The sequence below is a fragment of the Ruminococcus sp. RTP21484sp1_RTP21277st1_D2_RTP21277_210401 genome (genome assembly GCF_040924225.1).
Classification (GTDB): Bacteria; Bacillota; Clostridia; order Lachnospirales; family Lachnospiraceae; genus Blautia_A; species Blautia_A faecis.
This window is the reverse complement of sequence record NZ_JBCOMJ010000017.1, coordinates 1-17,533: the sequence shown is the minus strand read 5'-3', so window position 1 is coordinate 17,533 and position 17,533 is coordinate 1. Positions and strand designations below refer to the sequence as shown.

Here is a 17,533-nt window from a genome sequence, read left to right as displayed (position 1 = left end):
CAATCAATGTTGCTCCAGTTGCCGCAAATACAATAGCCAGTCAGATTGAAACGATTGTCCACAGCCATGAGCCAGATGTAGAAGTTTCCGAAATTGCACAGGAATACTATATACCTGCAAAAAAACAGGATACCAATACATCCTATAACAATGAGGACAAGAAGTTGACGATTCGTTTAGCGATTGGCGCAGCAATCTATGGTATTGGTATGGCATTGACAGTTTTTGCGAAAGTACCACTGCCTGTCGAGTTAGTTTTTCTCATTGTCTCCTATATTATTCTTGGCGGGGATGTTGTATGGCAAGCTGTGAGGAATATTTCAAAGGGACGTGTGTTTGATGAACATTTCCTGATGAGCGTTTCTACGATTGGTGCTTTTGTCATTGGTGAATATCCGGAAGCAGTTGCTGTTATGCTGTTCTATCAAGTTGGTGAATTTTTCCAGTCATTGGCTGTTGAGCGTTCCAAAAAATCTATATCAGATTTAATGGATATACGTCCGGATTGTGCTACAGTCAGAAGGAACGGAGAATTGATTACCATATCTCCTGAAAGTGTTGCCATTGGTGAGATTATTATTGTAAAGCCTGGTGAAAAAATCCCATTAGACGGTGTGGTATTGGATGGAGATTCTATGCTGGATACGAGGGCTTTAACTGGAGAATCGGTTCCGAGAAGCGTTCATAAAGGAGACGAAGCACTTTCCGGTTGTATGAATCAGACGGGTGTTTTAACGATTAAGACAACGAAAGCATTTGGTGAATCTACTGCTTCAAAGATTATTGATCTTGTGGAGAATGCGTCCAGTAGAAAAGCACCAACAGAAAATTTCATTACTACATTTGCACGTTATTACACTCCTGTTGTTGTAATCTTAGCAGCTATTCTGGCAATTCTGCCACCGATCCTTCTTGGTGGAGGTTGGACAGAGTGGATTCGCAGAGGATTTGTTTTCCTTGTGGTATCTTGCCCATGTGCATTGGTCATTTCAATCCCGCTGACTTTCTTCGGAGGTATTGGTGCGGCATCTAAACGAGGTGTTCTTGTAAAAGGAAGTAATTATTTAGAGGCGCTTAATAATGTCAGCATTATTGTGTTCGATAAAACTGGAACACTTACAAAGGGTGTTTTCAATGTGACTGATATTCTGCCTGCAAATGGATTTTCAAAAGAACAGGTTCTGGAGTATGCGGTCCAGGCAGAGAGCTTTTCTAACCATCCTATTGCAAAATCCATTCTCTCTGCTTATGGAAAAGAAATTGACCAATCAGTTATCTCTGATTACAAGGAAATTTCCGGATATGGAATCAGTGCCATGGCAGGAAAGAAGAAAGTTTATGCTGGCAATACGAAACTTATGGATTCAGAGCATGTGGAGTACACAGCCTGTGAAAAAGTTGGTACAAAGGTTTATGTAGCAGTAGATGGTCAATATGCCGGATGCATTTTGATAACAGATGAAGTAAAGCCGGACAGCAAAAAAGTAATTTCTGATTTGAAACATATCGGTGTGGAAAAAACAGTCATGCTTACTGGTGATGATGAAAAAATCGGAAAGGCTGTTGCGGAAGAATTGCAGTTGGATGAATATTATGCACAACTGTTTCCTGATCAAAAAGTGGAAAAGGTTGAGCTTTTGGACAGTAAAAAGAGACAGGGAAGCAAATTAGCTTTTGTTGGTGATGGTATCAATGACGCTCCTGTCCTTGCTCGTGCGGATGTTGGTATCGCAATGGGTGGTCTTGGTTCAGATGCGGCCATTGAAGCTGCGGATGTGGTTCTGATGACAGATGAACCATCTAAGCTGGTGGATGCGATTGATGTGGCAAAAGCGACAAAGCAAATTGTCATGCAGAATATAGTGATTGCCCTTGGAATTAAGAGTGTGTTCCTGATTCTTGGCGCTCTTGGTATTGCGGGAATGTGGGAAGCTGTATTTGGTGATGTAGGCGTTACCATAATTGCTGTTTTGAACGCAATGAGAATTTTGAAAAAATAGGAAATGAGGTGGGAATGTGAAACGAAAACTGATTCTGTTAGTTGTTACGATTGTTTTTCTTGTAGGTTTTGGTGTCATATTACATTCACCGCCTTCTATGATTGATGCAGTCACAGGAGCAACACCGAAGTCAAAAAAGGCGGCTCAAGCCTCCGCACAGTTGGAAGGCTCTTATGTTCTCGGTATTAATATGATGTCAGATGGTCTCGACAACGAGAACACCCGGAATAAATTAAAAGAATTGGCACTGGACGATTCGGAAACAAATGAAACAGATCTCATGAAAACGGACATTAGTTTTCGGTTATATGTATCTGAGACGGATTATCCGCTTGTCAGTTATGCTAAGAAACTCTGTGACAGGTTGAAACAGGCCGGTTTTTTCGTAGATCTGAAAGAGTACAGTAACACAATGATGCTATCAAGAGTGGTAAGTGGAAAGTATGATGTATTCCTGGCATCGGATGATTTTATTGACGTTACAACGCTAACACAGATGGACTATATGATCATGGACAGCGAAGAAATGAGGTGAGCGGGAATTTATGAGAAAATGGAATACGATTTTGTCTGTTTTAATGCTTCTCATTTTTATGATTCATGGAATCATGGGAAGCTTTATGCTGAACGGAGTTGGAAGTAGTGCAGGGAAACTTCTTGCATGGATTGGTGTTGGTATTCTTGTTGTGCATACGGTGATTGGTGTCATCCTGACAGTTCAGAGTTTACAGACAGCGAAGCAATCCGGAAAAATGTATCTGAAACAGAACGCCATATTCTGGGCGAGACGAGCCAGTGGGCTGGCAATAATGATTCTGCTGTTATTCCATATTGGCTTGTTTGGAAAGGTGCAGAATGGGACATATATTTTGTTCCCTTTTACAACGGTAAAGATGGTAACTCAGCTTTTGTTCGTAGCGGCAATCTTTGTCCATATTTTTATCAATATCCGCCCATTGCTCGTATCACTGGGAATCATCAGTTATAAAGAACGAAGGAGTGATATTTATTTGATCCTTTCGGTGCTTCTTCTTTTTATAGCGGGAGCGGTTATTTTATATTATATTGGGTGGCAATATCTATGAGTAAGACAATTGTTATTATAGGTGCTGGACTGGCAGGACTTTCAGCGGCTTTGCAGGCAGCGGAAAATGGATGCAATGTAAAACTGGTTTCCTCCCTTCCGTCAGAGCGGGCACAGTCTGTTATGGCGGAGGGCGGTATCAACGCAGCTTTGAATACAAAAGATGAAAACGACAGTCCCGAAGAACATTTTACAGATACAATAAAGGCAGCATGTGGTCTGGCAGATCCAAATGCAGTTTGGGGAATGACACAGGCAGCACCGGAGCTGGTGCACTGGCTGCTAAAACTTGGAGTTAAATTTAACATGAGTGGCTATGATGATGTGGATCTGCGGAATTTTGGCGGGCAGAAAAAGAAACGGACTGCTTTTGCACAGAGCGATACCGGGAAGCAGATCATGACAGCTATGATAGATGCTGTTCGCAGGAAAGAAGCATCTGGTATGGTAGAACGGTTCAGCCATCATTCTTTCCTAACACTTCGTCTGTGTGGCAATATTTGTTGTGGCTGCGTAATCAGGGATGAATACAGTCAGGAGACTGTGGAATTACCGGGGAATGCGGTTATTGTTGCCACCGGTGGTATGCACGGATTGTTTGGAAATACAACGGGTTCGCTGAGCAATACAGGAGAAGTCACCGCAGAATTGTTCCGGCTTGGTGTTCCTCTGGCAAATGGCGAGATGATCCAGTACCATCCGACAACTGTGAAATGTGGTGGAAAACGCATGCTCATCAGCGAGGCGGCCAGAGGGGAAGGTGGCAGGTTGTTTGCCATGAAAGATGGAAAACAATGGTATTTCATGGAGGAAAAATACCCGGAGCTTGGAAATCTGATGCCACGAGATATTACCGCCAGAGAGATATGGAAGGTCAGCCATGAATCAGAGGTATTTCTTGACATGACGGAAATATCGGAGGAGATTATTTCAAATAAGCTATCTGGTCTGGCAGACGATTGTATGACCTATCTGCATAAAGATATACGAAAGGAACCGGTGTCTGTTTTACCGGGAATTCACTATTTTATGGGAGGCATTCTGGTGGATGAGCAGCACAGAACGCCGATTCAGAATCTTTGCGCTGCCGGAGAATGCTGTGCCCAATATCATGGTGCCAACCGTCTTGGTGGAAATTCTCTGTTAGGAGCGTTATACGGAGGACGTGTTGCGGCAAAATCAGCATGCGAACAGGCAGATGTAGTAGATCTATCTTGTGCGACACAGATAGATTTTCCACCAGCGTCTCAAATTTCAGAAATAAAGCAATTAAACAAAGTGATGCAGGAGACTATGGGCGTTGTCAGAAATGAGAATACGTTGTTAAATGGGATTCAAACGGTACAAGCGCTGACAGGAAATCTCCCATTGCTTGGCATGGCAGTTCTAAAGAGTGCTCTTGCAAGAAAAGAAAGCCGTGGTGCACACTGGCGGGAGGATTATCCGAAGAGCAATGACGATGATTACCTTAAAACAACGGTAGCCAGATTTGATGGAAAGCAGATACAGATTTCCTTTGTACCTGTTCCAGAAAGGCGGTGATTCACTTGGTATATAAAATAAGAATCAGGCGGCAGGAGAGTCAGAAATCAGACAGTTATTGGCAGGAATTTGAGTATGACGGAAGCAAAAACAGCTCTGTTGCCACTGTTCTAAAGGAATTGAACAGTAGAACCCCTTTGAAAGATAACTCAGGAAATATAGTTACTCCCATCAGCTGGGAATGTAGCTGTATGGTGCGAAAATGTGGGGCTTGCGCCATGCTGATTAACGAACGTCCGAGGTTGGCATGCTCTACATTTCTACATACGTTAAAAGGTTCTACAATCATCTTGGAACCTTTAAGCAAATTTCCGCTTGTAAGAGATTTGATCGTTGACCGGTCAATTCTGTTTGAAAATTTGAAAAAACTGAACCTTTGGCTTGAAAGTGAAGCTTATATGAATCCGTGGACACATGAACCGAGATACCAGTCGGCACGCTGTCTGATGTGTGGCTTCTGCCTTGAAGTGTGTCCTAACTTCTCTGCAAATGGGACTTTCGCAGGCGCTGTTGCTGCAGTCAACGCATTTCGGATTCTGAATGAAGAACAGGAAAGCACTCATTTGAATGAGATTTCTGCTGAATATAAGAAGAAATATTTTGAGGGATGCGGGAAGTCGTTATCTTGTCATGATATTTGTCCGATTGGTCTGCCTGTGGAAGAACTGCTTGTAAGGTCGAATGCAGCGGCTGTTTGGGGCAAATAAAATGGATGATAAAAGCTATAATGAATGTATGAAGAGAATCAAAAACTTGATTCTCTTTTTTAAAAATACATACATTGACAAATATCTATGTATATATTATATTGAACATAGACAATGATCAATGTGAGGTGTCAATATGAATGCAATGGATGTGGCTTTGATATGCAAGGCTTTGGGCGATGCGAACCGGCTGGAAATTGTACAGATGCTGTCGGATGGAGAAAAGTGCGGGGGTAAACTTTTGGAAAGATTTGAAATTACCCAGCCAACTTTATCCCATCATATGAAGATATTAGTAGGATGCGGCCTTGTGAATGATCGTAAGGAAGGAAAATGGCATCACTATTCTTTGAATTGTGAGACATTGATGAATTACAAACACTTTATATAATCCCTTACTTGCCTTGGATGCGGTGACGGGGATTGTTGTAAATAATTTAAGGAGAGCAGATATCATGAAAAAAGAATCAAATTCAGGAATTAGTTTTTTCCAGCGTTACCTGACTGTAACCTGCCAAACATCAATCTGGGGCAGTTGCAGATAATTCTCGCAGCAGCGGGCTTACTTTCTGTATTAGCAACGGTTAGCTGTATGTTGTTCCTGTCTGCAAAATGTAAAGACACATTGACAGTTTTGCTGATCTCTATCGTAGTTCTTCTCATGTCGCTTTTTGCTTATGTGGCGATGGGAGCAACATGGCTCTCTACCATACTTCCATCTGCCGGAATTGGTATGCAGAACAATTTCCTTTCTCAGCTTGCAAATTTCAATTATCTGAATATCGGTGGAATGAGTTTCTGGACACCGCATGTTATTTTGATTTCGGCAGGAATTGAATTATTTGTGTTTACATTCTTGGCGATTCATTCCTATTGCAGACATCAGGTAGCATAAAAGAAGTTCAAAATAGAATGAATTGATTATCTGCCGCATGACGGCAAAAGAAAAACCAGACAATTTAGAACGGCGACTTTGATTTTCAGAGCCGCCGTTTCTTTGCGTTTATACAAACCTATGATGAATTTTCCGGAAATATTGTAGCTAATAGTTATTTAAACTGTTGTATTTGTTTAAAAATTAAAAAATATCTAATGAGTCTTCCGCATCTACCCACATCTGCAAATTTCCATCAAGATATAATCTTGCATATTCAAGAGGATCATCAATGGCGAGTGCGTTTAATGCACAGTCTGATCCTGATGTGGTTTTTAAGTCCTTTTCAGCTTCCCAACAGTCAATGCGGAGCATATAGCCAACAGAGGTATAAACATCAATACTGTTGCGCTTGGGATTGTATTCTGCAAATATTGTTCTCATCGTATCAAATCTCCTTATCGTTAAATCAATCATTTGTTGCAAAAATCAGAAGCATTTCAATCAGTTCACCATGTCACTTTTATTTTGTGTTATACTGTTTTATAGGATTTTCTTGCCCTTGTATTTGCCCTTATCAGAGTTCGTAAACACTGGTGGGACAATATAACACAAGGGAAACAATAAGGGAAAGCTCACCAGTGATAAATTCAGTGTTTTCAAGGGTTTACGGAGAATTTAATAACAAAATATAACAGTTATTAAATCTCTTAAAACAGGTGAAATCTCAATCGGAATTGCTAAACGCAGATCCTTTCAAGATGGTTCCTCAGAATCACAAGCGAGTATTCCAAACGTATTTCAAAGCGAAGTTATAGATTAAAACTTTGAGTAAGGTGAAAGAACAGCAATATGATGAATGAGTTGTTCGAAGTTCTCCTTGCTCCAAAAACGGGGATGAACGAATCCATGCATAACTCTGTTTCGCCCGTTTTCATCGTTGTTTACTTTTACATATTTGAAATATTTCTTTGTTTCTTCCAGAACCTTGACATATTCCTGATTATTTTGATTTTCTGCTATTGCCAAAGAAATCAACTTCATGCCAACATTGACCTTAACTGGTTGCCCATTACGATCGAATAAAGGAAGTCCATAGTCGGAGGTTGTAATTCTAATCAGTTCTTCCAAATAGGAATACGCAAAGGGCGTAAGTACGGAGAAGGAATCAGGGAATTTCTCGTATATTCTTTGCACTTCTCCCCAATCAGGAGCCCAGTTCCAAAAATGTGCGTAATCTATTATTTGATTGAAATCTTCTTGCAGTGCCATAGAATGACCTCCTTCTTATATTGAAATGTATAATTTTATTGTAGCACGATTGGCTGTGGATTCAATATCACTTATGAGATAGCTGTGTTTTTCATGGATACAGCTTTTTCATGGGCTACAGTAGGATTATACAATACATTTACAAGAAGTATGAATATTGCAAAGGGAAGAGGTATAGATTTTAATTTTGCTGATGGCACGATCTGTGACTGGAAAAATGAAAGGGAATATAGGTTGTTGGGGTATATCTCACACATGAGTGAAAACATAGCGGATGGTTACCTACAATGATTTCATTAAGGATATGACCATCATAAGCAAAAAAGTACAGAGACGTATAACTGTATAATATACTTCTCTGCACTTTTTAGCTTATGAGATATATTTATTTTTCCTTATTTTCTGGTGGAACGTACTCCAACAGATCCTCGATCTTACAATTCAATGCACAGCACAACCTGGCTAAAACAGCGGTATCCAGCCGTGTTACCGTTCCTTTACAAAACTGGTTGAGTTGGGTCCTTTGCATTTCGGCGCGGTGAGCCAATTTGTTCTTACTGATGTTTTGCTTTTCTATCATTTCATCCAATTTGATCCGGATAGTTCCATAATTACGATCTTCCATATACCATTACCCTCAACTACAATATTATTCAGGATTGTAAGTATAGGATAACTAATATATAATTGAATTATAAGTTGTAGAATCTCTACTGTAATTACTTGCACACACTTATTCCAATGGGAGGAAATTTTGATTATGGAAAAAAGTTTATTCAACGAATTGACCTTGGAGCAAAAACAAAAATTACTGACATTGCCGGCAGAATTGAAACATTTCACTCAGACTCAATGGGCTGCAATATACGGGATCGTACCTATGACACAAGAACTTTTTGATAGTATTCAGTTGGAACGTTTGAAAGTAGGAGAGGAACTGGAATCTGCTGCCCTGGATACATTTCTGAAATACCCTGAGTTTGCCCTTAATTACAGCAGTCGGCTCGAAAGTGACTTAATCACTTCAAATACTATCTCTTCTGACGATGCAGAAGAAAATTTTAAGCAATTATATGAAAAAATGCGGCATTCTATATATGCGAAATTTCAATATGATATAGGCGCATAAGCTAAGAGAAATCAGGAATTTAAAAATTCTGACCTTCTTGTAAACATTTTGTCACATACGACATTATCTTATATAAAAAGACAGAGAACCCTCTTATATAATTACGTTTTGCCATATACCTAGATAATAAGAGAGTTCCCCGAATAATATTTTATCTATATTATTACTCATTCAGCTCTTCAAAGAAATCATTAAACTCACATTCAAAGATTTCCTTCATGGCCACCAGTTCGCTTACTTTAATATTCATCCGATTTGTTTCCAGCTTCGCATAGGTACTTTTGGAGATCTGGATCCCCATGAGATTCATTTTGGCAATCACTTGATCCTGTGTAAGCTTTCGGCTATACCGTATTTTCTGTATGTTCCCGCCAATGTTCATATCCGGTCTGAGTTTCTGCATGATATTCCCTACTTTCATCAATAATTCGTTATTAAGAAACTTTTGTATTGATAATAGCCGAGAAACTTCATATAATGTTTCGTAATAGAGAAATATCTGTAAGCATATCAAACACACAAAGGAGAAAACAAATCAATGAAAGAACAAGCAAAAACCCCCGTCTTTCAGGAAGACAACGGTACCTGGGCTCATCTGACCAAATTGGTAAATCCTCTTATCTGCACCATTGAATACGGCCGTCGTACCGGGTTTTCATCCCGGGAAGAAGCAGAAGAGAGCTATCAACGTTCCCTGGTTTCTTACCACGACCAGTTGTCCAAACTGAAAAAGGAGCGGGATATGCCTTTTACCTTTTCGGAATATCTGGATTACTGGCTGAATGATGTGTGTGCTCAGGGTTCTAATGGCAGCCGTACACTGGTTCAAAAGCAATGGATCATAAACCTGATCATCCAGCCTCATCTGCATAAGGATATTCTTTTGGGATGTGTCACTCTTGATTATCTCAATAGGGTTCTGGAATCCTGTCAGGCTTACTGCTGCAATGGAGGCTATTATGCATATAAGCTGCTACACAACGCTTTGAAACACGCCCGTGTAAACAACTGGCTTCCAGATATGGACTTCCAGCAGATCCGGCACTATCCGGAGTCTCCCGGAAATCCGGTTTTCTATTCCCCGGAACAGCTTCGCACATTCCTGACTGCCGCTTCCAATTCCAACCATTACCTGGAGATTCAACTGGCTCTTTTCTGCGGCCTGACACCCGGGGAAATCCTTGGACTGAAGTATTCGGATTTCAACCGTCATGAGCAGACTATCACAATCCAGAGGATCTATACCTCGAACGATTCCGGGAAGAACTGCCAGTTAAAAAAACTGGAAGGGACCAAACAGAACCGAAGCTTAAAAATTCCGTCTTTTTTATTTTCGGAACTTTCTGCCCGGCGGAAAGAAAACAGGAAACTCCTGACAAAATATCCATCAGCTACAGGCTATAAATCTTATCTTTGTCTTGGCCCCACAGCAAAGATAAAGTCTGTTTCTACATTAGGAGCTGCTTTAAAAGTGATCACCACAGAAGCGGGTCTTCCAAGACTGAACATGCGTGATCTGAGATATATGTTCGCCCGTTTTCTTCTCGAACAGGATTTTTCCCTTGAAGCAGTCTCTGGTATCCTTGGCCACACAAAACAGACTACAACACTGGCATTTTGCAACAGGATTCCATGTACGGATCCTGAAGTTGGTGCTGTCGTTGCAGGTTCCCTGGACCCGGTCCTTGGCGCTGGAAAAAAGGAGGGAAAAACCTGTGAAAAAGAATGAACCCTATCTCCAGATGCCGGTAAAGGAAACCTTCCTTTATGGCAGGCTCATTTCCGGGAAATCCCTTGGTGACGTTATATACATAAAAGCCAGACGAAAATACTGTTTCCGTCTTTTACTTGTTTTTGAGTCCGGCGATGTGAAGATGGTACAGCGGACCACCTCTTCCAACAAGCAGCTGGCCCGCCAAGAAAGGGATGAGGCCCTCATGGAAATCGCAAACGGCAGTTTCATCCCTTTTTCTTATACCGTGAAAGAGTTTTATGATTTCTGGTTTTACCATCATATGCTCGGTCAAAAAAGGATCACTTATAATACCTACAACGCTTACCGGAATATCATAGAAAACTATCTGCTTCCTAAACTCGGCCATAAAAAGCTGGATGCGCTGCAGAGAAGAGACCTGGTAAAGGCATTGTCTGGTATTCCCCATCCGGGAGTATTAAGAACTGCGGCGGGTGTCGTCACGGCTTCCCTTTGCTATGCGCGGAAACACAACTATCTTTCCAGAGATATCTATACCGGGATCTCTTCCGAAGTAAAACAGCCATGCCAGAAGAAAAAAGTGGATACCCGGCAGCAGGTTTATACCGTGGAACAAGCTGCCCATCTTTTATATCTGTGTAAACAGCAGGAACCCATGATTTATCTGCCCATGCTCCTTGCCGTCACTGCCGGCCTGCGGATTTCTGAGATCACCGGACTCCGGTACAGCGATATTGATTTCCTTGGCAAGAAACTTTTTGTGGAACGCCAGCTTGGAAAGAACCTGTACATGGAAGTGGCGCAGGAGAACAGGCCGGTACTGTGCAGTGAACTCCCACTGAAAACAAAAAACAGCAAAAGAGCAGTAGTACTGGCTGATTTTGTCCTGGATGAGATCCTCCTGGAACGACAGCGCTACGAAAAACGCAAAGCTTCTGATCCAGAATTCCTGGATCTGGGCTACATCTGCTGTCATGAAAACGGGCAGTGCCATAACCGTAGTTTTTATATCAAGTCTTACAACCGCCTGATGGAACAGAGCGGGATCTCCCGGCTACCCTGGAGAAAATTCCGGAATACCTATGCCACAGTCCTCGCACAGTACCAGGTCAACATGAAAACGATCTCTAAATGTCTTGGACATTACAGCCCGGATTTTACCAGCAGGATCTATGTAGCCTCCCAGAAACAGGAAACCTATGACATCTCAAAGATAATCGAAGAGTATGTGTTGGCCCATCATCTTTTATCGAAGGAACAGGGCTGCGTGGAACCGAAAAGGCAGTGCAATGTGGAACAGAAACCCTACCAGCTTCCCGATACTCATGCTTATTGGAATTATTTTTATGATTAAAATCAGCTTTACATTTTATAATAAAATATCTCAGGAAACGGAACGTTTACAGTTAAAGTCTCTCCCTGGATATCCGCGATCTGCTGGCAGAGGTTCAGCATCCGGTAAGGATTTGCATATCCGAAAAGTTCCATGATCTTTTTAAACTGTTTTTCCTTTTTGATAAGATCTGCGAGATACATATATCTCAGATCTCCAAGGGAGATGCGGGGCAGGCCATAGGACTGAGTGATCTTTTTCAGTCTGGTATTCAGTGTGGGAAGCGTCTTGACTTTTCCATATGGACCAAGGCACAGGGCGCCTTCTTCGGCCAGTCCAGGATATTTCAGAATAATGCCCTCATTCAGATATCTCCGGTCCCTGATCTCATCAAATAAAAATTCCGGAACAGGCACAGTACGGTAATTGCTGTCTGAACGGAGTTTTCTGCCACTGTATTTGAAGTTCTGGCTACCGTTAACTCCATTCCTGTCAGCGGACATATAGTTCCGTGCATGCAGCCCGCAGATCGTTACCGTACCTGCCTCCAGATTGAAACTGTCATATTTAAGTCCAAGGATTTCTCCGGGTTTCAGCCCACAGTAAAGCGCCAGGGCATATTCCAGATAATGGGAGGTGTTGTCTTTCTTTGCAGCTGATAAAAAGCAGGTAAGCTGTTCCGCTGTATAAAGAACCGGATCTTTTTCCAACACGGAATATTTTTTTAATTGAAAGAAAAGTTCATAATCTCCGGTATCTGGTTCAAAACTATCCTTTATAAAAACACGCAGAAAACGGTATGCCGAAGCAGCCATATTTTCATTTTTTCGGTCGATACGTGCCAAAAGAGCATTCAGATATTCTGCATCGATATCGTCAACCGCCCGCTCCTTATCCGGAAGGTTGGGTTCAATGACATTGAAGATCATCCAGTGGTAGTAAGCATCCGTACTGCTGCTGGTTGAATTCGGAAGGTATTCGTTCTGGTACCAGCTCTCCAGGTAATTGACAAAAGTAGTTGCAGCATTTTCGTTCCTTTTCTCTTTTTTCATTGTTGTGGCTGTAACAGCCATTTCTTTTGATTCTTTTCTCATTCTTTTTTCCTTTCTGCCATCATTGGCTGAGCGTTTAATTGTCTTTCAATTATATATTGTCCGATTTTCGCTCAGAATCTGATCTTTTATGAAAAATTTTTGACAAAATTCTAAAAAAATGACATATTAATCCTGTAAGGTGGATGTCCATACAAAGAAATATATTTATAGAATACTTACGCGTTTAATATGTAATATTTTTAAGAATGGTTATTTAAGAAAGGTTTTCCAAGAAAACAGATAGCCCAAAAGTGACAAGCACCTCAACATTTTTTGACAGAAACAAAAAATATGACATATTAGTATTGAAAAAAAGAATCTTGTAAAAAAGGAGTGACAGCAGACAATTTTCACCATTTCCACAAAAGCACACGATTTCTCTTGAATTTCTGAAATGACCTGTATTATAATAGGATAATTAACGGCATATACCACAGCCGATACCGCAGTGACCAAATGCCGTTTTCGGGGTAAAAATAGGTTCAAAAATGAGCATTATTTTTCCCACTTATTCAGAAAAAAAGTCACTATCCAAATCTAAACAGAAGAAGTTCTGTATTTGGCAAATAGTGACAAATCGTGAAAGGAAAAGAATGAGAAAATTAGCACTTAGTGACGAAATATTACTCAGTGTTGACAAAGCAGCCCGCTACATCGGCGGGGAGGTCAACTCTGTGATGAAAAATTTAGACGGGATAGATGTCCGTGTGGCGTTTTGTTTTCCGGATGTCTACGAGATCGGCATGTCCAACCTTGGTATGATGCTTCTTTATAATATGTTCAATAAACGCCCTGATGTCTGGTGTGAGCGAGTTTATTCCCCATGGCTTGATCTTGATAAGCTTATGAGAGAACAGAATATCCCGTTATTTGCCCTGGAGTCCCAGGATCCTGTCAGGGATTTTGATTTTCTGTGCATCACACTTGGATATGAAATGTGTTATACTAACGTACTCCAGACACTGGATCTTTCCCAGATTCCACTGAAAGCAGCTGACCGTGACGAATCATGTCCTATTGTAATCGGAGGCGGTGCGTGTGCATATAATCCAGAGCCATTAGCAGCCTTTTTTGACCTGTTTTATATTGGCGAAGGAGAAACTGTGTATGATGCGCTTTTTGATGCATACAAGGCCAATAAGGAAGCCGGAGGCAGCAGGGAGGAGTTCCTTCTGAAGGCAGCTCAGATTCCGGGAATTTATGTTCCGGCATTTTATGATGTCACATACAAAGAAAACGGTACAATTGCATCCTTTGCACCAAATCGTCCGGGAGTTCCCGAGAAAGTCCAAAAGCAGCTGATCGTAGATATGGATAAAGGATATTGCCCGATTGAAAAACCGGTTGTTCCTTTTATTAAAGCTACACAGGATCGTGTCACTTTGGAAATCCAGCGTGGATGTATCCGTGGCTGTCGTTTCTGCCAGGCTGGTATGATCTACAGACCTCTCCGTGAACGTGATGTAGAAGAACTGAAGGAATCTGCAAGAGCTATGCTGAAGAATTCCGGTCATGAGGAAATTTCCCTCAGTTCCTTAAGTTCCAGTGATTACACCCATCTGGAAGAGCTGGTAAACTTCCTGATCGACGAATTTAAATCTGCAGGTGTTAATATTTCCCTGCCGTCACTTCGTATTGATGCTTTTGCCCTGGATGTTATGAGCAAGGTTCAGGATATTAAGAAAAGCAGCCTTACTTTTGCCCCGGAAGCTGGTTCCCAGAGACTTCGTGATGTAATTAACAAAGGACTTACCGAAGAAGTGATCCTTCACGGTGCGCATGAGGCATTTGTTGGAGGATGGAACCGTGTGAAGCTTTATTTCATGCTTGGGCTTCCTACTGAAACAGAAAAAGACATGAAGGGAATTGCTCATCTTGCAGAGCGTATTGCAGAAGAATATTACGATACCGTTCCAAAGGAAAAACGCCATGGAAAGGTTCAGATCGTAGTCAGCACATCCTTCTTTGTGCCAAAGCCATTTACCCCATTCCAGTGGGCTCCAATGTATACAGAACAGGATTTTATTGACAAGGCAAAAGTAGTAAAAGAAGAAATCCGTGCACAGCTGAACCAGAAGAGTATTAAATACAACTGGCATGAACCGGATGTAACCACACTGGAAGGCTTCCTTGCAAGAGGTGACCGCCGTGCTTCTGAAGTTATCTTAAAAGCCTATGAAAAAGGTGCCCTTTACGATGCCTGGTCAGAAAGCTTCCGCTACGACATCTGGAAAGAGGCTTTTGCAGAAACAGGAATTGACATTGAATTCTACACACTCCGAGAGAGAAGCACAGATGAAATCCTCCCATGGGATTTCATAGATGCAGGTGTTACAAAGGAGTTTCTGATCCGTGAGTGGAAACAGGCAAAAGGCGAAGTGGTTACACCAAACTGCCGTCAGAAATGTGCAGGCTGCGGAGCAAGACGTTATGAAGGAGGCGTATGTTATGAAGGTAAGAATTAAATTTACGAAAGAAGGGCCTATGAAATTTGTAGGACATCTTGACACCATGCGCTACTTCCAGAAAGCCATCCGCCGCGCAGAGCTTCCAATTGCTTTTTCGGGAGGTTACAGCCCTCATATGATCATGTCCTTTGCTGCCCCTCTTGGAGTTGGCGTTACCAGTACAGGGGAATATTTCGATATGGAGCTTACCGCTACGATTCCTACTGATGAAATCTGTCAACGTCTTAACAGCCAGATGGTAGATGGTATTCATGTTTTAAGTGCCCGCCAGGTGGAAGACGGAAAAGCGAGCAAAGCGATGTCCCTGGTGGCAGCAGCTGATTATCTGGTGGAATTTCGTCCTGGAAAAGCACCGGCAGATGGATGGCAGACAAGAATTACGGAATTTTTAAAGCAGCCTGAGATCCTTGTTACAAAAGAAACCAAAAAAGGCGAAAAACAGGTAGATATCCGACCTTTTATTTACAAAATGAATTTACAGAATGACAACCGCATTTTCTTAAGTCTTGCTTCTGCAAGTGCCAACTATACCAAACCAGATGCTGTAATGGATGCATTTACCAGCTGGCTTGGACAGGAGCTTCCGGAATTTGCCTGCATGATTCATCGCCTGGAAGTATATGCAGATCTTGGAAATGAGAAAAAACATAAATTTGTATCGTTGGAATCCCTTGGCGTGGAAGTTCAATAAACTTAAAACAGGTGAATCAAGTGACGAAATTAATTCTAACAACCATGGAACTTTGCGGTAACAAATGTCATGCCTGTGCAATCGAGGAAGAAGGTCAGATTATGGAGCTTCGCCTGGAGGCAGCCGCCCGACAGTCCATTCTCGGAAATATTTATGTAGGACAGGTGGAAAATATTGCTTCTAATATCCAGGCAGCATTTGTTCTTATTGCACCTGGAGTACGCGGTTATTTTCCTCTTCAGGAAGCAGAGCAGGTTATCTATGCCTCCGGGAAAGCACCTGGCAGTCCCTTGCGTCCGGGTGACCAGATTCTGGTGCAGGTAAGCCGTGATGCCATGAAGGGCAAGCTGCCCGCACTGACTGCAAACTTAAATTTTACCGGTAAGTATCTGGTGCTCACCACAGGAGAAAAAAAGTTCGGACTATCCGGTAAGCTCTCTGGTTCAGAACGCCACACTTTATCCGGCTGGCTGGAAGCAGAGGCTGCACGTCCGGATAAGGAATATGGCCTGATTGTCCGCACCAACGCAGCCCAGGCTGAAAAGGCTGAAATCCTTCAGGAACTTTCTTATCTGAAATCACTGTATGAAAAAGTTGCTGTCAACGGCAAAAGCCGCACCTGTTTCAGCCTTCTCTACGAAACAGAACCGGTTTACCTTACCACTCTCCGTGATATTTACAGCGAAAATCTCACAGACATTGTAACAGATGATCCTGAAATTTTTCAGCAGATCACTTCTTATTTGAAAGAAACAAGTCCGGAGGAAGAAAGCAAAGCCCATTTTTATCAGGACAAGCTTCTTCCGTTATACAAGCTTTCCCGCATGGAAAACGCGCTGGATGAGGTTCAAAAGGAAAAAATCTGGCTGAACAGCGGCGGGTTTATTGTGATCCAGCAGACAGAAGCCTTTGTCTCCATCGATGTAAACAGCGGGAAATTTACCGGAAAGAAAAAAGCCGAAGAAACCTATCGCAAAATCAATCTGGAAGCAGCTAAGGAAATTTCACGACAACTGCGGCTTCGCAACCTGTCCGGAATTATTCTTATTGATTTTATCAATATGACAAACCCAGATCATAACAACGAGCTTTTTCATGTATTGCAGAAATATCTGAGGAAGGATCCGGTGAAATGTAAAGCCATAGATATTACACCGCTTCACATTCTGGAGATGACACGAAAGAAAGTCAGAAAACCGGTAATAGAGGAGATCAGGCAGATAAAGTCAGGAGATTTTTCGAACACGCTCTAAATAAAACTATAAGAAATTCCTTTTTCGTATTTTCGAAATTATTACAAGCAGCAAACCAGAAACATGGGTTTTCGTTTTTATTTTTTTACAAATTTTTTTACAATTTTTTTCACAAAACCTCTGTCAAGCGTTTTTGAAAATGTCCTAAAATAATTGAAGTATTAGCCCCGGCTTTTTGCTGGGGCTTGTTAAATTGATTCGTTTCATTCCTCAGGCAATTTTTGTATCTTGATCATTCTGGTGGTGTTCTTGCTGTTTGACAAACTTTCCAAACTGTTGGCGACGCCAGGGATGATTCATTGGTGGAATGCGGGGCTTCTTTGGTTTTGGCGGAGTATAGTCTATATCTAAGTCTTTTGATTTTGTTTCGTG

At 41.7% G+C, this 17,533-nt stretch carries 19 protein-coding genes; 14 read left to right on the top strand and 5 right to left on the bottom strand.

Translation table 11 applies throughout. The annotated features are described in order from the left end of the window. The 7 genes from AB5706_RS12305 to AB5706_RS12275 form a co-directional block, all read left to right on the top strand. A partial coding sequence (locus AB5706_RS12305) for a heavy metal translocating P-type ATPase (protein WP_368366114.1) occupies positions 1-2,000 on the top strand: 2,000 nt, incomplete at its 5' end. Between the two features lie 16 nt (positions 2,001-2,016). Then, entirely contained in the window at positions 2,017-2,535 is a 519-nt protein-coding gene (locus AB5706_RS12300; protein WP_055062590.1) for a DUF6921 family protein, read from the top strand. 10 nt (positions 2,536-2,545) lie between these two features. Next, positions 2,546-3,085, top strand: coding sequence for a pilus assembly protein PilX (locus tag AB5706_RS12295; protein WP_173772818.1), 540 nt, complete (start codon positions 2,546-2,548; stop codon positions 3,083-3,085). Then, positions 3,082-4,626 carry an FAD-binding protein gene (locus AB5706_RS12290; RefSeq protein ID WP_117855362.1) on the top strand — a complete coding sequence of 515 codons (1,545 nt, stop codon included), beginning with the start codon at positions 3,082-3,084 and terminating at the stop codon, positions 4,624-4,626. The genes AB5706_RS12295 and AB5706_RS12290 overlap by 4 nt, the downstream gene beginning before the upstream one ends. Beyond that, positions 4,623-5,333: a succinate dehydrogenase/fumarate reductase iron-sulfur subunit gene (locus tag AB5706_RS12285; RefSeq protein ID WP_330602743.1), complete on the top strand. Its 711-nt coding sequence runs from the start codon at positions 4,623-4,625 to the stop codon at positions 5,331-5,333. Before AB5706_RS12290 ends, AB5706_RS12285 begins: the two co-directional genes overlap by 4 nt. 136 nt (positions 5,334-5,469) lie before the next feature. Then, positions 5,470-5,724, top strand: a complete 255-nt coding sequence (locus AB5706_RS12280; RefSeq protein WP_173772820.1) for an ArsR/SmtB family transcription factor — start codon at positions 5,470-5,472, stop codon at positions 5,722-5,724. Positions 5,725-5,868: 144 nt separating this feature from the next. Then, positions 5,869-6,228, top strand: coding sequence for a hypothetical protein (locus tag AB5706_RS12275; RefSeq protein ID WP_226815842.1), 360 nt, complete (start codon positions 5,869-5,871; stop codon positions 6,226-6,228). Positions 6,229-6,411: 183 nt separating this feature from the next. Here AB5706_RS12275 and AB5706_RS12270 read toward each other — a convergent pair whose 3' ends face one another. Continuing rightward, positions 6,412-6,684 (bottom strand): DUF6061 family protein, encoded by a 273-nt coding sequence (locus AB5706_RS12270; protein WP_463668917.1) that lies wholly within the window; start codon positions 6,682-6,684, stop codon positions 6,412-6,414. A 342-nt stretch (positions 6,685-7,026) separates the two neighbouring features. Then, entirely contained in the window at positions 7,027-7,479 is a 453-nt protein-coding gene (locus AB5706_RS12265; protein WP_173772821.1) for a hypothetical protein, read from the bottom strand. 93 nt (positions 7,480-7,572) lie between these two features. Here AB5706_RS12265 and AB5706_RS12260 point away from each other — a divergent pair, with 93 nt between their 5' ends. Further along, positions 7,573-7,770, top strand: a complete 198-nt coding sequence (locus AB5706_RS12260; RefSeq protein WP_173772822.1) for a hypothetical protein — start codon at positions 7,573-7,575, stop codon at positions 7,768-7,770. A 94-nt stretch (positions 7,771-7,864) separates the two neighbouring features. On the opposite strand, the gene AB5706_RS12255 is transcribed toward AB5706_RS12260, so the two are convergent. Then, positions 7,865-8,104 carry a helix-turn-helix domain-containing protein gene (locus AB5706_RS12255; RefSeq protein WP_117854310.1) on the bottom strand — a complete coding sequence of 80 codons (240 nt, stop codon included), beginning with the start codon at positions 8,102-8,104 and terminating at the stop codon, positions 7,865-7,867. A 135-nt stretch (positions 8,105-8,239) separates the two neighbouring features. Here AB5706_RS12255 and AB5706_RS12250 point away from each other — a divergent pair, with 135 nt between their 5' ends. Next, positions 8,240-8,608 (top strand): hypothetical protein, encoded by a 369-nt coding sequence (locus AB5706_RS12250; protein WP_173772823.1) that lies wholly within the window; start codon positions 8,240-8,242, stop codon positions 8,606-8,608. A gap of 163 nt (positions 8,609-8,771) precedes the next feature. Here AB5706_RS12250 and AB5706_RS12245 read toward each other — a convergent pair whose 3' ends face one another. After that, positions 8,772-9,011, bottom strand: coding sequence for a helix-turn-helix domain-containing protein (locus AB5706_RS12245; protein ID WP_118584335.1), 240 nt, complete (start codon positions 9,009-9,011; stop codon positions 8,772-8,774). A 135-nt stretch (positions 9,012-9,146) separates the two neighbouring features. Between AB5706_RS12245 and AB5706_RS12240 the strand changes: the two genes are divergently transcribed. Continuing rightward, positions 9,147-10,337: a tyrosine-type recombinase/integrase gene (locus AB5706_RS12240; protein ID WP_173772824.1), complete on the top strand. Its 1,191-nt coding sequence runs from the start codon at positions 9,147-9,149 to the stop codon at positions 10,335-10,337. Continuing rightward, on the top strand, positions 10,324-11,676 hold the full coding sequence (locus AB5706_RS12235) for a site-specific integrase (protein ID WP_173772825.1): 1,353 nt from the start codon (positions 10,324-10,326) through the stop codon (positions 11,674-11,676). Before AB5706_RS12240 ends, AB5706_RS12235 begins: the two co-directional genes overlap by 14 nt. A gap of 8 nt (positions 11,677-11,684) precedes the next feature. Here the strand turns inward: AB5706_RS12235 and AB5706_RS12230 are convergent, their stop codons facing one another. Next, positions 11,685-12,749: a site-specific integrase gene (locus tag AB5706_RS12230; RefSeq protein WP_173717481.1), complete on the bottom strand. Its 1,065-nt coding sequence runs from the start codon at positions 12,747-12,749 to the stop codon at positions 11,685-11,687. Positions 12,750-13,342: 593 nt separating this feature from the next. Between AB5706_RS12230 and AB5706_RS12225 the strand changes: the two genes are divergently transcribed. The 3 genes from AB5706_RS12225 to AB5706_RS12215 are packed head-to-tail and all read left to right on the top strand — an operon-like array spanning position 13,343 to position 17,161. Then, positions 13,343-15,214 (top strand): TIGR03960 family B12-binding radical SAM protein, encoded by a 1,872-nt coding sequence (locus AB5706_RS12225; protein WP_173772360.1) that lies wholly within the window; start codon positions 13,343-13,345, stop codon positions 15,212-15,214. Next, positions 15,198-15,908, top strand: coding sequence for a TIGR03936 family radical SAM-associated protein (locus AB5706_RS12220; RefSeq protein ID WP_118580164.1), 711 nt, complete (start codon positions 15,198-15,200; stop codon positions 15,906-15,908). Before AB5706_RS12225 ends, AB5706_RS12220 begins: the two co-directional genes overlap by 17 nt. 20 nt (positions 15,909-15,928) lie before the next feature. Next, positions 15,929-17,161, top strand: coding sequence for a ribonuclease E/G (locus tag AB5706_RS12215; RefSeq protein WP_226815945.1), 1,233 nt, complete (start codon positions 15,929-15,931; stop codon positions 17,159-17,161). Positions 17,162-17,533 lie beyond the last annotated feature (372 nt).

Excerpts from the sequence above, each read along its gene's own strand:
- AB5706_RS12255 (WP_117854310.1), bottom strand. The coding sequence starts at position 8,104 with ATGGAAGATCGTAATTATGGAACTATCCGGATCAAATTGGATGAAATG.
- AB5706_RS12290 (WP_117855362.1), top strand. The coding sequence starts at position 3,082 with ATGAGTAAGACAATTGTTATTATAGGTGCTGGACTGGCAGGACTTTCA.
- AB5706_RS12280 (WP_173772820.1), top strand. The coding sequence starts at position 5,470 with ATGAATGCAATGGATGTGGCTTTGATATGCAAGGCTTTGGGCGATGCG.
- AB5706_RS12225 (WP_173772360.1), top strand. The coding sequence starts at position 13,343 with ATGAGAAAATTAGCACTTAGTGACGAAATATTACTCAGTGTTGACAAA.
- AB5706_RS12220 (WP_118580164.1), top strand. The coding sequence starts at position 15,198 with ATGAAGGTAAGAATTAAATTTACGAAAGAAGGGCCTATGAAATTTGTA.
- AB5706_RS12260 (WP_173772822.1), top strand. The coding sequence starts at position 7,573 with ATGGATACAGCTTTTTCATGGGCTACAGTAGGATTATACAATACATTT.
- AB5706_RS12270 (WP_463668917.1), bottom strand. The coding sequence starts at position 6,684 with ATGATTGATTTAACGATAAGGAGATTTGATACGATGAGAACAATATTT.
- AB5706_RS12295 (WP_173772818.1), top strand. The coding sequence starts at position 2,546 with ATGAGAAAATGGAATACGATTTTGTCTGTTTTAATGCTTCTCATTTTT.
- AB5706_RS12265 (WP_173772821.1), bottom strand. The coding sequence starts at position 7,479 with ATGGCACTGCAAGAAGATTTCAATCAAATAATAGATTACGCACATTTT.
- AB5706_RS12245 (WP_118584335.1), bottom strand. The coding sequence starts at position 9,011 with ATGCAGAAACTCAGACCGGATATGAACATTGGCGGGAACATACAGAAA.
- AB5706_RS12240 (WP_173772824.1), top strand. The coding sequence starts at position 9,147 with ATGAAAGAACAAGCAAAAACCCCCGTCTTTCAGGAAGACAACGGTACC.
- AB5706_RS12230 (WP_173717481.1), bottom strand. The coding sequence starts at position 12,749 with ATGAGAAAAGAATCAAAAGAAATGGCTGTTACAGCCACAACAATGAAA.
- AB5706_RS12250 (WP_173772823.1), top strand. The coding sequence starts at position 8,240 with ATGGAAAAAAGTTTATTCAACGAATTGACCTTGGAGCAAAAACAAAAA.